Source organism: Arthrobacter sp. PAMC 25486 (assembly GCF_000785535.1).
Lineage (GTDB): Bacteria > Actinomycetota > Actinomycetes > Actinomycetales > Micrococcaceae > Specibacter.
On record NZ_CP007595.1, the window covers coordinates 2,016,731 to 2,031,915 of the forward strand.

Here is a 15,185-nt window from a genome sequence, read left to right on the forward strand (position 1 = left end):
CTCATGGAACAGCAGATCAGGGTTGGTGGCCGGCTGCGGTCCTTCCTGCTGCTGAACCCCGAGCTGCCGGAGGGCGTGCCCCCGTCCGCCGTGCTGATGGTGCTGCACGGCTCAAGCCAAACGGGGCAGGCGGTGCGGTCCTACAGCGGCAACAGCTTCGACCTGCTGGCACTCCACGGCCCGACTGTTGTGGTCTACCCCGAGGGTGTGAACAAGCTGTGGAACCACAACAGTGCGGCGCCCCGCGCCGCGGACGATGTTGCCGTCATGGCAGCCCTCGCTGATCTTTTCCGCACGCTCCACGGCCCCGTGCCCGTCATCATTGCCGGATTCTCCAACGGCGGCCAACTGCTCATCCGGCTGATCCATGAAATCCCCGATAAATTCGATGGCGCTGCCATCATCGGCGCCACCCTCCCCCGGCCAGGCTTGGCCTTCGCCGACCAGCGGCTGCCGTTACCGGTGATGCTTGTCCACGGAACGCACGACCTCGTGGTGCCGTATGGCGGCGAAGGCTGGTTTGGCCGTTTCATTGGCAGGAAAAGGGGACCCTCAGCCCCGGAAACCGCCCAATATTTTGCTACACGCAACAACATCACCTCGGCACCGTCACACAAGGTCCTGCCGCACCGGCGCGAAAGCGGGCGGACCTCCGTCACGGCCACCTCCTTCGAACAGGAAGGACGGGCCCCGGTTCGGCTGTACACGGTGGCCGGCGGCGGGCACGTGGTGCCCAACCGGCACCGCAAGGCCATTTTCCTTGCAGGCAGGACAACCCAGGACATCAGCATTGTCGAAGCCCTGGCAGAGTTTTTCCCCGTGCTCCATTGGCCGCTCGGCGAATCAAGCAACTAGCCCGCAGAAGACAGCGAAAATAACGCTCAAAACACGTATTTTCGTCGTTTTCTGCGGGCTACTGGAATGAGGTCAGGCGTCCTTGAGGCGGGCCCTTTCCGCGGCAACGTCAAAGTCACCGGCAGGCCATTGCAGGTTCAGACCGCCCAGCTCCTTGATAAGCAGTTCCTGCACCGCCATGCGGGCGTACCATTTCTTGTCTGCCGGAACCACATGCCACGGCGCGTGCTCGGTGCTGGTTTTCTCGAAAACCCGCTGATAGGCGTCCATGTACGCCGGCCAGTATTGGCGCTCGTCCAGGTCTGTGGGGCTGTACTTCCAGTATTTCGTGGGGTCGTGCAACCGGGCAGACAACCGTTCAAGCTGTTCGTCCTGGCTGATGTTCAACATGACCTTGACGATGGTGGTGCCGGAGTCAACGAGCTCCTGTTCATAGTCGTTGATCGCCGCATATCGCCGCTCCAGCTCCTGCTCATCAGCCCAGCCATGGACCCGGTGGATCAGCACATCCTCGTAGTGCGACCTGTCAAAGACGCCAAACATGCCCGGCTCCGGCGCTGCGGGGCGCACCCGCCACAGGAAATCATGCGCTTTTTCTTCCTCGGTCGGGGACTTGAAAGACTTCAACTTCACGCCTTGGGGATCCACAGCACCCACCACACGGCCCACGACCCCGCCCTTGCCTGCGGTATCCATGGCCTGCAGCACCAACAACACTGACTTTTGCCCGCCAAACCGGCTCTCGGCAAAAAGCTGCTCCTGCAGCTGTGCAAGCACCGGTGCCCGCTCAGCCAAGGTCTCGGCGCCGTCGATCTTCTTGCCTGAGTAGCCGGGGGCGGCATCAGTGGGCGCGGCGGCCAGGGAGAAACCCTGGCCAACACGCAGCAGATCGGCCGGGTGGTCGGTGAATCCAATGGGCAATGACATGGTGAAGCCTTTCCCTAGGGTTTGTATGTACTCAGGAACTCCGCAATGCGGCCGATGGCCTCTTCCAAGTCCTTGACGTTGGGCAAAGTGACAAGACGGAAGTGGTCCGGTCGAATCCAGTTGAAGGCTGTGCCGTGTGAAATCAGTATCTTTTGTGATTCCAACAGGTCAAGGGCAAATTTCTCATCACTCTTGATCGGGTACGCCTCAGGATCCAACTTGGGGAACAGGTACAGGGCGCCTTGGGCCTGGTTTGTGCTGACGCCCGGGATCTCGTTCAGGAGCCGGTAGGCGATGTCGCGCTGTTCACGCAGGCGGCCACCGGGCAGGATCAGGTCTTCAATGCTCTGGTGTCCGCCAAGCGCGGTTTGGATGGCGTGCTGCCCCGGTGCATTGGCGCAGAGTCGCATGTTGGCCAGGAGGTTGATGCCCTCTATGTAGTCGGCGGCTTCGGCCTTCGGTCCTGAAATGGCCAGCCAGCCCGCACGGTAGCCACAAATCCGGTAGGCCTTGGATAGTCCGCTGAATGTCATGCACAGCACGTCGTCACCGGTGAACGCAGCAGTGTTGGTGAATTCGGTGCCGTCGTACAGAATCTTCTCGTAGATCTCATCGGAGAAGACCACGAGGTTGTGCTTGCGTGCTAGGTCCACCATGGCCTGGATGACGTGCGTAGGATAAACGGCACCTGTGGGGTTGTTCGGGTTGATGATCACCATGCCCTTGGTCTTCGGCGTGATCTTGGCTTCCAGATCCTCCAGGTCCGGCCACCAGTCGCTGTCCTCATCGCAGATGTAGTGCACCGGCCGGCCTCCTGCGAGGCTGACGGATGCCGTCCACAGCGGGTAGTCCGGTGCGGGAATGAGCACCTCGTCGCCATTGTTCAGCAACGCCATCAGGGACAGGGTGATCAATTCGCTGACACCGTTGCCCAGATACACGTCATCCACGTGGATGTTCTGGATGCCGCGCGTTTGGTAGTACTGCACTACTGCTGTGCGGGCGGAGAAGATGCCGCGTGAATCCGTGTAGCCCTGGGCATGCGGGAGGTGGCGGATCATGTCCACCAAAATGGCATCCGGAGCTTCAAAACCAAAGGTCGCAGGATTGCCAATGTTGAGCTTGAGGATTCTGTGCCCCTCAGACTCCATCTGCTGCGCACGTTGCAGCAGGGGGCCGCGGATGTCGTAGAGAACGTTGTGAAGCTTGGTGGACTGGGTAATTTCTGCCATTTACCCAATATGGCACACGCCGGCCTGAAATTGCGCCCACACATGCCTCACACGGCAAGGCCAATAGCTAAGAACTGGCCTTGATCAGCCCTTTTTGCACCAGCCATGCCTCGGCTACCTCTGAGTCGTCCCCATAGTGGCGGTCTTGCGAGAGCCGGTTGAGGTTGGCCAGCTCCTCGGTGTTCATGGCGGCGCTGACCTTATTCAGTAAGTCCTGCACGTCGGTGCTGAGCTTGTCTTTTGCCACCAAGGGCACGATGGTTTGGGCAACGAACAACTGTTCGGGGTCGGAGAGCACAACCAGCGAATTGTCCGCAATGGCCGGTGATGAACTGTGGATGTCAGCCACCTGAATGTCATCGCGCAACAGTGACCAGACGATGCCGTCATTGCTGGTAGCCAGGGTTGGCAGCAGGGATTCGTAGGCTTTCGGCACGCACTTGTAGTCGCGATCCAATGCTGGGAGGCCACCAGTGCTGCCCTTGAAGTCTGCAGAGCCACCCATGGTCAACTTGTCACAGACCTTGGCCAGGTCGGCGATGCTCTTGAGCTTGTACTTTTCCGCGGTGACGGCCGTGACAACCATGTTGTCCCGGTCTTCTGCCTTGGTGGCATCCATCAGAATGACACCGGCCGGCAGTGCGGCCGCCAATTCCGAGAGCACCTCACCGGGGTCGGCGGGAGCGGGCGCTGATGACACTTCGGACAAGACCAGCCGGGAGTAGGCCGGGGCAACGTCATAGCTTCCCGCCGTCAGCCCTGAGACGAGAGTACCTGTCTTGGCTGGCGCCTCGGCGACGGAGGACTTCAGGCCCGCGGCGTTCAGCGCGGCAGCGTATACGTGCGCCAGCAAGGCACCCTCGGCGGGCAAAACGCCGTCGGGCACTTCAGGAATTCCCACGATGAGCGGCGCCTGGCCCACCGACTGGGAAGCACTGGGAATGGTGACGATGGGCGCGGGTGTGCAGGCGGTGGCCAGCAACAGAACTGCCGTGCAGAGAGCGGCACTTACCTTATGACGCACCGCCACCCACTCCTCAGTCCTGCCCGTTATCCCAAATCCTCCACATACGTTACCCCCACAAGACCCAAAGTGGGTTCTTCGTGAAGCTGTGCCTGCGTCCCGCCGTGCTCAAGTTCAAGGACGGTGATGCTGTTTTCGCCGGTGCGGAGCAGGGGTGCAGGAACGTACAGTGTCAGCTGCGGACCAATTTCCCAGTACCGTCCAAGCATGAATCCATTGACCCACACGAAGCCCTTGCCAAAGTCGGGAAGCGCCAAATACGTGTCAGCCGGGGCATCCACGTGCAGGGTGCCGCTAAAGAAGCCCCTACTCGAGTCAGCTCCGGGCTGGCTGTCCGTGGCGGCAGGGGTTTTCGTGGCGCCGACGGCAAGCAGTTCGGACAGCGGCAGTTCCAGTTCGATGGGGCGTTGTTCCCAGTGAAAGACGTAGCGCTGGTTGATCAGGACGCCGTCGAGGATTCCCTTGCCTTGGCCAAAAAGGGGGCCGTAGTTGATCCTGCCCTGGTTTTCGACAAGGATTTCCACCCGGGCCATGCCGCCCCCGGTGGTGACCTTGAGGCCGTCTGCGCCGTTGGCATCGTTGAGGACGCCAGCGAATGCGTTGTCCACCCAAACCTGGGCCCGGTCATGGAGTCCGCGAATCTTGATGGTTGCCTCACCGGCGGGCAGGACGGCCTTTGCGCTGTAGTGCACCAGGCCGCGGTCAAGGCCCAATTGTTCAAAGGACAGTGGCTTGATGCTGCTTACGGGCTCCGCGGCGCGGACGAAATCGAGCAGCGTCGTGCCGCGGCTCAAGGGCACGCTGGCGGAAGTCAGCACGGGTGCCGGCCTCTCCAGATGTTCGGGCACGGGCGTCAGTTCCCGGCCCGCGGCGGCAAAGAATGCCTCCCGCATTGCATGGAACTTTGCCGTGAGCCGGCCGTCTTCTGCGATGGGGGCGTCCGAGTCATAGCTGGTGACTGTTGGCTGGATGGCGCCGTCATGGTTGGCGCCTGCGGACAGGCCAAAGTTGGTGCCGCCGTGGGCCATGTAGAGGCAGATTGAGCCGCCAACGTCCAGGATCTTTTTCGCCTCGGCCGCAGCTTCGACGGCGTCACGGGTGTGGTGTTCCTCGCTCCAGTGGTCAAACCAGCCGTTCCAGAACTCAACCGTGAAGAAGGGTTCGCCCGGGCGCCTGCGCTGCCACACTTCGTCACTTTCGGGGCCTCGGGAACCCAGGGTGGCCGTTGCCCAAGTATCAGGCAGGGAGCCGCCGTCAAGGAAATAGTCCGTGCCGCCGTCGGCCGTGAACAGCATTTCAGTGATGCCGCGCTCAAGGAGGGCCTGGCGGTTCCAGCGCAGGTAGTCCTTGTCGTCGCCGTAGCTGCCGTACTCATTCTCGATCTGCACGGCAATGACGGGTCCGCTGTGGCTAGCCTGCAGCGGCTCGATGACGGGCAGGAGGTGGTCGAACCACTGCTCGATGACGCCGGTGAACAAGGGGTCGGAGGACCGCAAGGTCATCTCGGGATTGGAGATGGCCCAGGACGGGAATCCACCGTTGTCCCACTCGGCACAGATGTACGGGCCGGGGCGCACAATGACATCCAGTCCGGCGTCGCCAGCCAAGGTGATGAAGCGGGCCAGGTCCCGCCAACCGGTGAAGTCCGGAGATTTGTCCTGGTGGGGCTGATGGAAATTCCAAGCGACATAAGTGTCAAGCGTGTTCACACCCATCGCCACGAGACGCTCGATCCTGTCCTGCCACTGGTCAGGGTGGACCCTGAAGTAGTGAATGGCTCCTGCGATGACGCGGTGCGGCTGCCCATTCTTGTAGAGCTTGCGATCGCCATAGCTCAATGCCTGGGCAGTAGTTCGTGGTGCTTCGGACAACGCAACGCCGGGGACTTGTTCCCCGGGCAGGGTGGCAGACGTGGACAACTAAACTCCTGGCACTGGTTCGAGACGAAATGAAAGACGTTCTGTTATGGATAACACTCACATATTACCGTGCGGCCCCGCCGAAAGCGACTGGCCATCTGGGTAAATATTGGCGCCATGTTACAGGCAAACAAATGGGCCTATAGTTGAATCCGTTCCCATCCGCTGCACCCTTCCGCGGCTTGCCCAACCACCCTTGAGGACAAGAATGCCTGATCCGCAAAACACCCGCGGCCCTGCAATGCGTGATGTCGCGGCAGCTGCAGGTGTTTCGGCACAAACCGTGTCCAGGGTGCTCAATGACCACCCCAATGTGCAGGACAGCACCCGGCAGCGGGTCCTGGCCGTGGTCGAAAAGCTTGGCTACCGCCGCAGTTACATGGCAAGGGCGCTGGTGACCGGACGTTCCAGGACTATTGGGCTGTTGACCCTGGCCACCAACAACTATTCCCGGTCCTCTGTGGCACTGGGTATCGAACGGGGCGCCCGGGACGCCGGTTACACGGTGAACTCTGTGGCGTCAACGCTGAGCTCCCAGGCATTGGTCGATGCTGTCGGCAGGCTGGTGTTCCAAGGCGTGGACGGCATTATCCTGGCCACCCCCTTGCTGGAGGCGGGCGAGCAGATCCGCAAGCTCACCGAACGCATCCCCACCATCAACACCGACGGCTCCGTTGCCTGGAGCGACCATCTGGTGGGCGTGGACCAGGACATTTCCGCCGAGATGGCAACCACGCATCTCCTGGATCTGGGCCACAAGACTGTCTGGCACGTGGCCGGTCCCGCCGAGTGGTCGGATGCTGCAAGCCGGCTCAACAGCTGGCGCCGCACTTTGGCGGAACACGGCTGTGAGGTGCCCCCGGAACTGCATGGCGACTGGAGTCCGGAATCCGGCTACCGCAACGGCATCATTCTTGGCCGCATGCCCGAAGTCACCGCCATCCTGGTGGCCAGCGACGAAATGGCGTTCGGAGTGCTGCGCGCCCTGGCCGAGCTGGGGCGCCGCGTCCCCGAGGACGTCTCGGTGGTGGGCATCGACGACATCGACCTGGCTCCCTACTCAAATCCCCCCTTAACCACCATCCGCCAATCCTTTGAGGACACCGGGCGCCGTGCAGTGGAGCACCTCGTAGCGATAATTGCCAACCCGCAACTGGCCAGCCCGCCGGATCTGGTGGCACCAACGCTCGTGGTCCGAGGCAGCACTGCCGCACCGCCTGCGGCCGCCGGTTAGCGGCGGTTCGGCCACCTGGCAGCCGGCAGTTCGGGCCGCAGGCGGGCGCAGTGGCGCAGGTCAGGCAACTGGCCTGTTAGTCCTGCTGTGGCAAACCCTGGGCCACGATCAGCGGAATACCAAATATGGGATCCTGTTCCAGAATCTGCACATCAGTGATGCCGCGCCGCGCCAACTGGGTCCGGAACGCTTCCTGCAAGGCCGGCACATTGGAGCCCATGCCGCTGCCGAGCACAATGGGCCCGTCGATGTTCAGCTGGCCGGCCACCTTGGCCGCCATCTCCGCCAAGTCACTGGCTGCCTGCTCCACCAAGGCAAGTGCGTGGGAGTGCCCGTTCTGGGCCGCGGCAAAAACCACTGGCGAGCTCGCCGCCCAGTACCGCCGCGTGGTGCCCATGTGGAAATGAGCAATGAGTTCCTGTGGCGAGTCCAGCCCGCAGTAGTCCAACAAGGCCGCTGTCAGTGCGTCGGCACGTTCCCCTGAGTCCATCCGCCGCAGGCTGTACCGCACAGTTTCGCGCGCGAGCCAGTAGCCGCTGCCCTCGTCGCCGAGCAAATAGCCCCAGCCGCCGGCGCGGGCCTGCTCCCCCGAGGCGTTCATGCCCCAGGCGGCGGACCCCGTACCGGCAATGACCGCCACCCCGGCGGTGGCCCCCGCTGCGGCGAGCAGCAGGCGGGTGTCATGGACCACCTGTACCTGCGCGCCCGGCATAAAAGGTGAGATGAGCCCGGCCAAGGCGGCTGCGTCGTCGTCCGTGTCAACGCCTCCGGCACCGGCCAGGACAGCGGTGGCCCCGGCAACATCGAGCCGGGCAAACAGTTCGGCCATGTTCTCCCGGGCAGTTTCCACGCTCACGTTTTGCACGTTCGTGCTGCCCACGCTGGCATCGGAGGTGACGGCACCGTCCGTCCACACGATGCCGCGGGTTTTGGAGCCGCCAATGTCGAGGCCCACAAATCGTGCGGGATGGAGCCGGCTGTCCTGGGTGTTATTGTTCACGCATCTAGACTAATGGCATGTTCAACACACCCTTGATAGCCGCGCCCATGGCCGGGGGAACGACGACGGCGGAACTTGCCTTGGCAGCCCAGGGCGCCGGTGCGTTTGCCTTCGCAGCCGGCGGGTACAAGACGGCGGAGCAGCTCGCCGCGCACATCGCACCGCTGCGTGCCACCGGCCTCGATTTTGGGGTGAACTTGTTTGTGCCGCGGACGGAGCCGCTGGCGCCTGACCAGTCTGCCGCCCTGGCCCGCTACCGGGCCGAGCTGCAGGGCACCGCTGCAAAATATGGTGCCGATGTGCCCGCCGTGGTGCTTGAGCAGGATGACGCCCGGGTGCAGGACTTCTGGGCCGAAAAGCTTGCCCTGCTCCTTGGGGACCCCGTCCCGGTTGTCAGTTTCACGTTTGGTTTGGCGCCTGCGTCGGTGGTGGCTGCGCTGGCGAGGGCCGGCACGCGCGTGGTGGCGTCGGTGACAAGCGTTGCTGAGGCGTTGGCTGCTGCCGAAAGCGGCGTTGACGCGCTCGTGGTCCAGCATGCCGACGCCGGCGGCCACACCGCGGCGTTCCTGGCACCGTCGCCGGGGACCGCTGGTGCGGGCGGCGGCACAGACGGACCCACCCTCCCCCAGTTGCTGGCCGCCGTCCGGGCTGCTGTGGCACTGCCGTTGATTGGTGCCGGCGGTGTCGCGGGCCCGGAACAGGCCAGGGCTGCGCTGGCTGCGGGCGCCGAAGCGGTGGCCATCGGCACGGCCTTGATCCGCACGGACGAGAGCGGAGCACGGCCCCTGCACAAGGACGCCCTGGCAAATCCCACCTACACCCGCACCGCCATGACCCGCGCCTTCACCGGAAAATCCGCCCGCGCCCTGGTCAACACCTTTGTGCAGGACCATACGGATACCGCCCCAGAGGCCTATCCCGAGGTCCACTTCCTCACCGCGCCCCTGCGCGCCGCGGCCTCCGCAGCGCAGGATCCGCAGGCACTGAACCTGTGGGCGGGTGTCGGCTGGAGGTCGGCCCAGGCTGGTCCCGCGGCAGCTGTCGTGGAAGGATTCCTGCGCGAACTCTGAGTCCGTGCGGTGTGCAGCTGACACCATGGGCGCAGCCGCAGCCCAACCACGGTTTCTATGTCCGTTTGTTCGGAAATTTGCTAGAATTGCGAACTAACGCACGCCACACGCGGCGTTACTGGACGCAAGCATCACGAATCTTGGAGGACACCATGGCAGCATCGGCGAAGAATGTTCGGCGGGAATCCGTGCCAGGCCACGTGCAGAGCGAGCCGCTGGACGCCGTCGACCGCCAGATCATCGACACCCTCGTGGCCGACGCCCGAATTACCAACCGGGATCTGGCCGACGCTGTGGGCATCGCCCCCTCGACCGCGCTGATGCGCACCCGCGCCCTCATGGAACGCGGTGCCATTGAAGGTTTTGAGGCGAAGCTGAACCTTGCCTCCATCGGCCGCGCCGTGCAGGCGCTGATCGCGGTGCGGCTGCGCGCGCACGACCGGGACCAGATCGATACCTTCACGGCTCGCGTGCCGCAGCTGCCCGAGGTGCTCTCCACGTTCCACACCTCCGGTTCGGTGGATTATCTGCTGCACATTGCCGTTCGGGACACCGATGCCCTGCGCGATTGGGTGCTGGACAACCTGACCACCGATCCCGTGGTGGGGCACACGGAAACGACGCTCGTGTTCAAGCATATTCCGGGGCACACGGGCCCGTTGGACTAGCAACCGCACACATTTGCCGCCCACCTCACCCATAATGGGCTGGTGACCATCATTGACAACGCCGTGTACGTGGACGGCAAGCGCTTCGCTAATCCCGACAGCCTCGACCAAACGTATGAGGTCATGGATTCCTGCGACGGCATGGCCTGGATTGGCATGTTCCGCCCCGATGCCGCGGAGATGAACTCGCTCGCCACCGAGTTTTCGCTGCATGAACTGGCGGTCGAGGACACCATCAAGGCCCACCAGCGGCCCAAGCTTGAGAGATACGACGACGTCCTCTTCACAGTGCTGCGGCCCGCCAGATACATCGATGAGACCGAGGCCGTTGAGTTTGGCGAACTGCATGTCTTCACCGGCAAGGATTTTGTGGTCACCATCCGCCACGCCGAAACTCCGGGGCTGACGTCTACGCGGACCCGGCTCGAGGCCGATCCCGAGCTGCTGGCCCTGGGTCCCGAGGCCGTCCTATACGCGATCCTGGACCAGGTGGTTGACGACTACCAGCCGGTGGTGAACGGCCTGGAAAATGACATCGACGAGATTGAGGACCAACTATTCTCGGGCGATCCGCACGTCTCGCGGCGCATCTACCAGCTTTCGCGCGAGGTCATCCAGTTCCAGCGGGCCATCCACCCGCTGCAGGGCATGCTCGAACAGCTCAAGGCGGGGTTTGAAAAGTACCAGGTGAACGTCGAACTCCAGCGCTACCTGCGTGATGTTGAAGACCACATTGAGATTGTCACAGCCAGGGCCGATTCCTTCCGCCAGCTGCTGCAAAATGCCCTGACGGTGGACGGCACCCTGACCACCAACCGGCAAAACGAGGCCAGTGCCGCCGAAAATGAGCAGATGAAGAAAATCTCCTCCTGGGCAGCCATCTTGTTCGCACCGTCCTTTGTGGGGTCCATCTACGGCATGAACTTTGACATCATGCCCGAGCTGCACTGGGCGTTCGGCTACCCCTTTGCGCTGGCCCTGATGTTCCTGGTCGGTCTGTTCATGTACGTGATCTTCAAGCGCAAATCCTGGCTTTAACCTTCCCGGCCAAGGCGTCCTTGGCCAGGTACTGGCCTGAACGTATCTCGGGCCTGAGCTACGTTCAGGCCCGAGTTATGTCCTGGCGAGGGCGGCGATGTCCTCCAGGAAATCGGCGGCCACCTCCTGACTCACCGTCGCCTTCGTTTCGGCGATGGTCTCCAGATAGTCGGCGGTCACCGGGCCGCGCGCCTGCGGAGCCCGCACATCCGTACCGTCCGCAGCGGCGGCAGAAGCCTCGGTGGGGGATCCGCCGTCGAACATGGCCTTTTCCAAGGCCTTCTGGGAGGCGCTGCGGGCAGCAAATTCAATGTCCGCCGGTGAGAAGCCGGCACTGGCTGACACCAACTCGGCCACCGCCACCTGCTCCAAGACGTGGGCGGGAATGAAGCGGCTCCACATGGCCGTGCGCGCCTGGGCGTCCGGCAGACCGATGGGGATGACGTAATCGAAACGGCCGTGGCGCAGGAACGCCGAGTCCAGCGAGCGGATGAAGTTCGTGGCGCACACCAGCAGCCGGCCGGGCTGATCGCGGAACGCCGGAATGATTTTCAACAGCTCATTCGTGACGCCCTGCATGGGTGACGGCGGCTCGCCAGAACGCTGCGAGGCAATTTCCTCCACCTCATCGATAAAGACAACGGCATGCTCCAGCTCGGCGATTTCCAGGAACGTTTGGCGCAGCGCACCGGCCAATCCACCCGGCTCACCGGCCAGCCGCGACGGAAAGACCTCAACAAAGGGCCACTCCAGCCGTGACGCAATGGCCTTGGCGAAGGTGGTCTTGCCGGTGCCGGGAGGACCAAAAAGAACGACGGCGCGCGGCGGCACCACACCGAATTCCTCCGCCAGCTCCGACTCGGCCAGGGGCAGGACGAGCCTGCGCTCCAGCAATTCCTTTTCATCCACCATGCCGGCAACGCGGTCCCACAGGTCGCGGGGCAGAATGCGCCCGCCCAAGTCCTCCAGCGCCCCAAGCTCGGCCCGCTGCACGGGGATGCGGCGTTCAAAGTAGCGCAGGTTCTTCTTCACCACGAAGCCCCTGTTGGTGAACGCCTCCACCCGGGTTTCGGTCTCGGGCATCAGTGCGGAGAGCTTGTTCAGGCCGTGGGCTGCCATCCGGTTTTCGACGGCGGCCAGCAGGAGTGTGCCGATCCCCCGTCCGCGGAAGCTGGGGAGTGTGGCCAGGAAAACGATCCAGCCCTGATCGTGGGCGGCCCGGCCAACAGCAGCACCAACGATCTGTTCGCCGTGGACGGCAACAACGGCGTGGTCCTTTTCGCAGGAGGCCAGCACCTCGGACAGATCATAGACAGGTTCCACGCCGTTTTCCCGCAGCGCCTGCCACAGAGTCAGGATGCCTTCAAGGTCTTGCGAATGGAAATCCCGGATGGTCCATGGGCTCATGTCTCTGCCGCTCCTTTGCGTTGGCCAGTCCGGCCATCTTGGCACTATGACCCATGTCATGGCAAAACGTGAAACAAACGTCGTCACTTTCGCGCTGAACCGGTAGAGAACCCCCACCCAACCAAGGAAAGCTGCGCCAATGAGCATCGACATCGCCACCGAGACCGACCTCCACAAGGAACTCATCCTGGACAGCGACGCCACCGCGGCATTGTTCCTGGAGGCCCGCACGGCCAACAGCTGGGCCGATGAGGAAATCTCGGATGAGACGCTGCAGGCTGTTTATGCGCTGACCAAAATGGGCCCCACCGCCATGAACATCCAACCGCTGCGCATCACCTGGGTCCGTTCGGAAGAGGCTCGCGGGCGCCTGGTTGAGCACATGAACGACGGTAACAAGGCCAAGACGCTGACGGCTCCCATGGTCGCCCTCCTGAGCTACACCAACGAGTGGCATGAACTGCTCCCCACCACGGCCCCGCACATGAGCGGCATGGTGCCCATGTTTGAGGCGAACGCTGACACGCGCAACACCATGGCCGTCAACAACGCCCACCTGCAGGCCGGCTACTTCATCGTTGCCGCCCGCGCAGCGGGCCTGGCTGCCGGTCCGATGACGGGCTTTGATGCGCCAGCCATGGATGCCGAGTTCAACGCCGGCACGCCCTACTCCTCATTCATGGTGGTCAACTTGGGCAAGCCCAACGGCATTGCCGACCGCGAGCGCCTGCACCGCCTCGAATTTGAGCTGGCCACGGTCACTTTGTAGGTTTCACGCCGCAAGGCGCAACAACGGTGCGGCCCCTTCCTCCCAAAAGGAAGGGGCCGCACTGTTTTTCTTTACGGCTCCCGGCTGGGCTCCCGCCAGGGCGCCCTGCCAGGGCGCCCCGCTAAGGCAGGTCCGCGCAGTCGCCGGAGAACGGCTTGCCGTCGATGCGGTCCTGGGTCCAGTCCAGCAGATCCGCGAGCAGCGGCGATCCGGGCGATACGACACTCATGTGGTCCTTGCCCGCGTACTTCTTGTAGTTCAGCTCTTGTCCGGCTTCGCAGCGGGCAGCAACGTAGGCGTCCTGCACCGACGGAATGACCAGCGGGTCGGCGTCGCCTTGGGCAATGAACAGCGGGTGCGGGATGGGCAGCACGGGCGTGTTTTCCCGGAGCCGCTCCCCCAGGGGGCCGCTTGTGGGGTCCTTGGCGAAGATCGTTTTGTCCTTGTCGATCGCGATGGCGCTGATGAGGGAGACCAACACCCCCGGCTCCGACAGGCAGCGTGTGGACATCTGGCGCACAAACGTCCTGGCCGCCGGCGTGATGTAGTCGTTGAAGGAAACATCCGGGTACGTGTCGGCGTAGGCTGCGGCAACATAGGAGGCAAAAAGACTGCCACCAGCCATGTTCGGCATGTTCCCCACCAGCCCGATGGCGTCGCCGGCCGGTGCCATCGCCACAACTCCGCTGATTTTCACGTCCGGAGCGTAGCTAGGCGCCAACCCGCCGGTCCACAGTGCAGCCTGGCCGCCCTGGGAGTGGCCCCACACCACGGTTTCCGCGGCCATCTCCAGCTCGTCCTGTTCGAGATCCAGAGCCTTTGCTGCCCGCACCGAATCCAGCACCGAGCGCGCCTCGCCCTGCCCGATCAGGTACGGCTGCGTGCCCTCGGTGCCCAAGCCCGCATAGTCGGTCGTCACGAGCACCCAGCCGTTGGTCACGATCTCATCCAAAGCCGGCAACGCCCCCGACCAGAACGGATCCGACAGGTTCGATGGTGCACAGGCCCGCGCAAATCCAGTGGTGCCATGCGCCCAGGTAATGACCGGCCGCGGTCCGTTGGCGGGTTTCAACGAGGTAAGCACGACGGCGGTTGCCACCGTTGGCTGCCCCTCGTCAAGGGTGGTGGTGTACATGATCCGCCACGCCTTTGCACCTGCCGGGACCAGTGTGGTGAATGGTTCACTCTTGAGCAAGACGCCGGGTTCGGCCGGAACTAAGGCCGGAGTGTCGTAAAACGCTGCAACGTCCGGGGCACCAGCACGTAATTGCCCACCGATGCCTGCCGCGGCAACAGCCAGCGCCAGTGAGAGCACGGCACCGATGACGCGGAACCATCGCCGCGCCATGCCTGGCTTGTCCTGCGCCGGGCCCTTGCGGGCTCCCGTGAAAGCTTCTGCCAGCGCATTCCAGATCCGGCCCAGGCCAAACAGCAGCGTGCGGATGCCGAACAGCACTGCCACGAGCAGCAGCGTCACATCCGGCCACGACAATGCCACCACACCAAAGATCAGGTCTGCGAGCGCCAAAACCAGGACCGAGATGCGTTCATCCGCGGGCCGGCCGGCACCCTTGATTCCACCAATCCCCCTGAGCATGCCTGAGACTATGAGGGACACGGCAATGAAAATGGGCAATACCGCAATGGCGCCGCCCACCCAAAGAATGACTACGACGCCGGCAGCAATCCAGCCGCCGCCCAAGACCATGCGCAGGCGCCCGGATCCGGCCTTTTCATCATCAATCAGGTCTGCGATGCCTGCGATGATGAAGCTGGCGCCCACGTAGAACGTCAGGGCGCCCAAGGATGAGAGCGGCTTGGTGGCAAGGCTGAAACCGAGCCAGACACACACCGCACCAACGGCCAGCACGAGCCACCACGGTGCCCTCGCCAACAAGGCCGGCAACGCCCTGGCCCTGTCCCCCAAACTCCGTCCCATGACTGGTTCAGCGGCTGGTTCTGCCTGTTTTGTGCCCTGCGGCATTCGTCCCCCTCGTAGCATCGCAGCGCTGCCAACGAACGCCAAGGTCCAACTCTAACCG

13 protein-coding genes are annotated in these 15,185 nt (G+C 63.3%); 6 read left to right on the forward strand and 7 right to left on the reverse strand.

The window, feature by feature from the left end; all coding sequences use genetic code 11:
- Positions 1-3: 3 nt before the first annotated feature.
- Positions 4-855: a PHB depolymerase family esterase gene (locus tag art_RS09230; protein ID WP_038464319.1), complete on the forward strand. Its 852-nt coding sequence runs from the start codon at positions 4-6 to the stop codon at positions 853-855.
- Positions 856-927: 72 nt separating this feature from the next.
- On the opposite strand, the gene art_RS09235 is transcribed toward art_RS09230, so the two are convergent.
- From art_RS09235 to art_RS09250, 4 genes are all read right to left on the reverse strand, one after another.
- Positions 928-1,782 (reverse strand): phosphate--nucleotide phosphotransferase, encoded by an 855-nt coding sequence (locus tag art_RS09235; protein WP_038464322.1) that lies wholly within the window; start codon positions 1,780-1,782, stop codon positions 928-930.
- A 14-nt stretch (positions 1,783-1,796) separates the two neighbouring features.
- The gene (locus tag art_RS09240; protein ID WP_038464325.1) at positions 1,797-3,014 is read right to left on the reverse strand and encodes a pyridoxal phosphate-dependent aminotransferase; all 1,218 of its coding nucleotides are present in this window, start codon (positions 3,012-3,014) and stop codon (positions 1,797-1,799) included.
- Positions 3,015-3,081: 67 nt separating this feature from the next.
- A complete protein-coding gene (locus tag art_RS09245; RefSeq protein WP_157875225.1) occupies positions 3,082-4,038 on the reverse strand; it encodes an ABC transporter substrate-binding protein in 957 nt (318 codons plus the stop codon).
- A 26-nt stretch (positions 4,039-4,064) separates the two neighbouring features.
- Positions 4,065-5,957: a glycoside hydrolase family 35 protein gene (locus tag art_RS09250; RefSeq protein WP_253901537.1), complete on the reverse strand. Its 1,893-nt coding sequence runs from the start codon at positions 5,955-5,957 to the stop codon at positions 4,065-4,067.
- A 208-nt stretch (positions 5,958-6,165) separates the two neighbouring features.
- Between art_RS09250 and art_RS09255 the strand changes: the two genes are divergently transcribed.
- On the forward strand, positions 6,166-7,191 hold the full coding sequence (locus art_RS09255; RefSeq protein WP_253901538.1) for a LacI family DNA-binding transcriptional regulator: 1,026 nt from the start codon (positions 6,166-6,168) through the stop codon (positions 7,189-7,191).
- A 76-nt stretch (positions 7,192-7,267) separates the two neighbouring features.
- Here art_RS09255 and art_RS09260 read toward each other — a convergent pair whose 3' ends face one another.
- Entirely contained in the window at positions 7,268-8,191 is a 924-nt protein-coding gene (locus art_RS09260; protein ID WP_082000214.1) for an N-acetylglucosamine kinase, read from the reverse strand.
- Positions 8,192-8,208: 17 nt separating this feature from the next.
- Here art_RS09260 and art_RS09265 point away from each other — a divergent pair, with 17 nt between their 5' ends.
- The 3 genes from art_RS09265 (at position 8,209) to corA (ending at position 10,967) form a co-directional block, all read left to right on the forward strand.
- On the forward strand, positions 8,209-9,261 hold the full coding sequence (locus art_RS09265; RefSeq protein ID WP_038464331.1) for a nitronate monooxygenase: 1,053 nt from the start codon (positions 8,209-8,211) through the stop codon (positions 9,259-9,261).
- A 152-nt stretch (positions 9,262-9,413) separates the two neighbouring features.
- A complete protein-coding gene (locus art_RS09270; RefSeq protein ID WP_038464334.1) occupies positions 9,414-9,929 on the forward strand; it encodes an Lrp/AsnC family transcriptional regulator in 516 nt (171 codons plus the stop codon).
- A gap of 42 nt (positions 9,930-9,971) precedes the next feature.
- Complete coding sequence (gene corA / locus art_RS09275) at positions 9,972-10,967, forward strand: magnesium/cobalt transporter CorA (protein WP_038464337.1); 996 nt, start codon at positions 9,972-9,974, stop codon at positions 10,965-10,967.
- Positions 10,968-11,042: 75 nt separating this feature from the next.
- Here corA and art_RS09280 read toward each other — a convergent pair whose 3' ends face one another.
- Positions 11,043-12,374, reverse strand: coding sequence for an ATP-binding protein (locus art_RS09280; protein ID WP_038464340.1), 1,332 nt, complete (start codon positions 12,372-12,374; stop codon positions 11,043-11,045).
- 139 nt (positions 12,375-12,513) lie between these two features.
- Between art_RS09280 and art_RS09285 the strand changes: the two genes are divergently transcribed.
- Positions 12,514-13,143, forward strand: coding sequence for a malonic semialdehyde reductase (locus tag art_RS09285; RefSeq protein ID WP_052136181.1), 630 nt, complete (start codon positions 12,514-12,516; stop codon positions 13,141-13,143).
- A gap of 121 nt (positions 13,144-13,264) precedes the next feature.
- Here art_RS09285 and art_RS09290 read toward each other — a convergent pair whose 3' ends face one another.
- Positions 13,265-15,127 carry a lipase family protein gene (locus art_RS09290; protein WP_216699592.1) on the reverse strand — a complete coding sequence of 621 codons (1,863 nt, stop codon included), beginning with the start codon at positions 15,125-15,127 and terminating at the stop codon, positions 13,265-13,267.
- Between the last annotated feature and the right edge of the window lie 58 nt (positions 15,128-15,185).

Bases quoted from the DNA above. Each gene is read 5' to 3' on its own strand.
- art_RS09285 (WP_052136181.1), top strand. From the start codon at position 12,514: ATGAGCATCGACATCGCCACCGAGACCGACCTCCACAAGGAACTCATC.
- art_RS09255 (WP_253901538.1), top strand. From the start codon at position 6,166: ATGCCTGATCCGCAAAACACCCGCGGCCCTGCAATGCGTGATGTCGCG.
- art_RS09265 (WP_038464331.1), top strand. From the start codon at position 8,209: ATGTTCAACACACCCTTGATAGCCGCGCCCATGGCCGGGGGAACGACG.
- art_RS09235 (WP_038464322.1), bottom strand. From the start codon at position 1,782: ATGTCATTGCCCATTGGATTCACCGACCACCCGGCCGATCTGCTGCGT.
- art_RS09290 (WP_216699592.1), bottom strand. From the start codon at position 15,127: ATGCCGCAGGGCACAAAACAGGCAGAACCAGCCGCTGAACCAGTCATG.
- art_RS09230 (WP_038464319.1), top strand. From the start codon at position 4: ATGGAACAGCAGATCAGGGTTGGTGGCCGGCTGCGGTCCTTCCTGCTG.
- art_RS09280 (WP_038464340.1), bottom strand. From the start codon at position 12,374: ATGAGCCCATGGACCATCCGGGATTTCCATTCGCAAGACCTTGAAGGC.
- art_RS09270 (WP_038464334.1), top strand. From the start codon at position 9,414: ATGGCAGCATCGGCGAAGAATGTTCGGCGGGAATCCGTGCCAGGCCAC.
- art_RS09240 (WP_038464325.1), bottom strand. From the start codon at position 3,014: ATGGCAGAAATTACCCAGTCCACCAAGCTTCACAACGTTCTCTACGAC.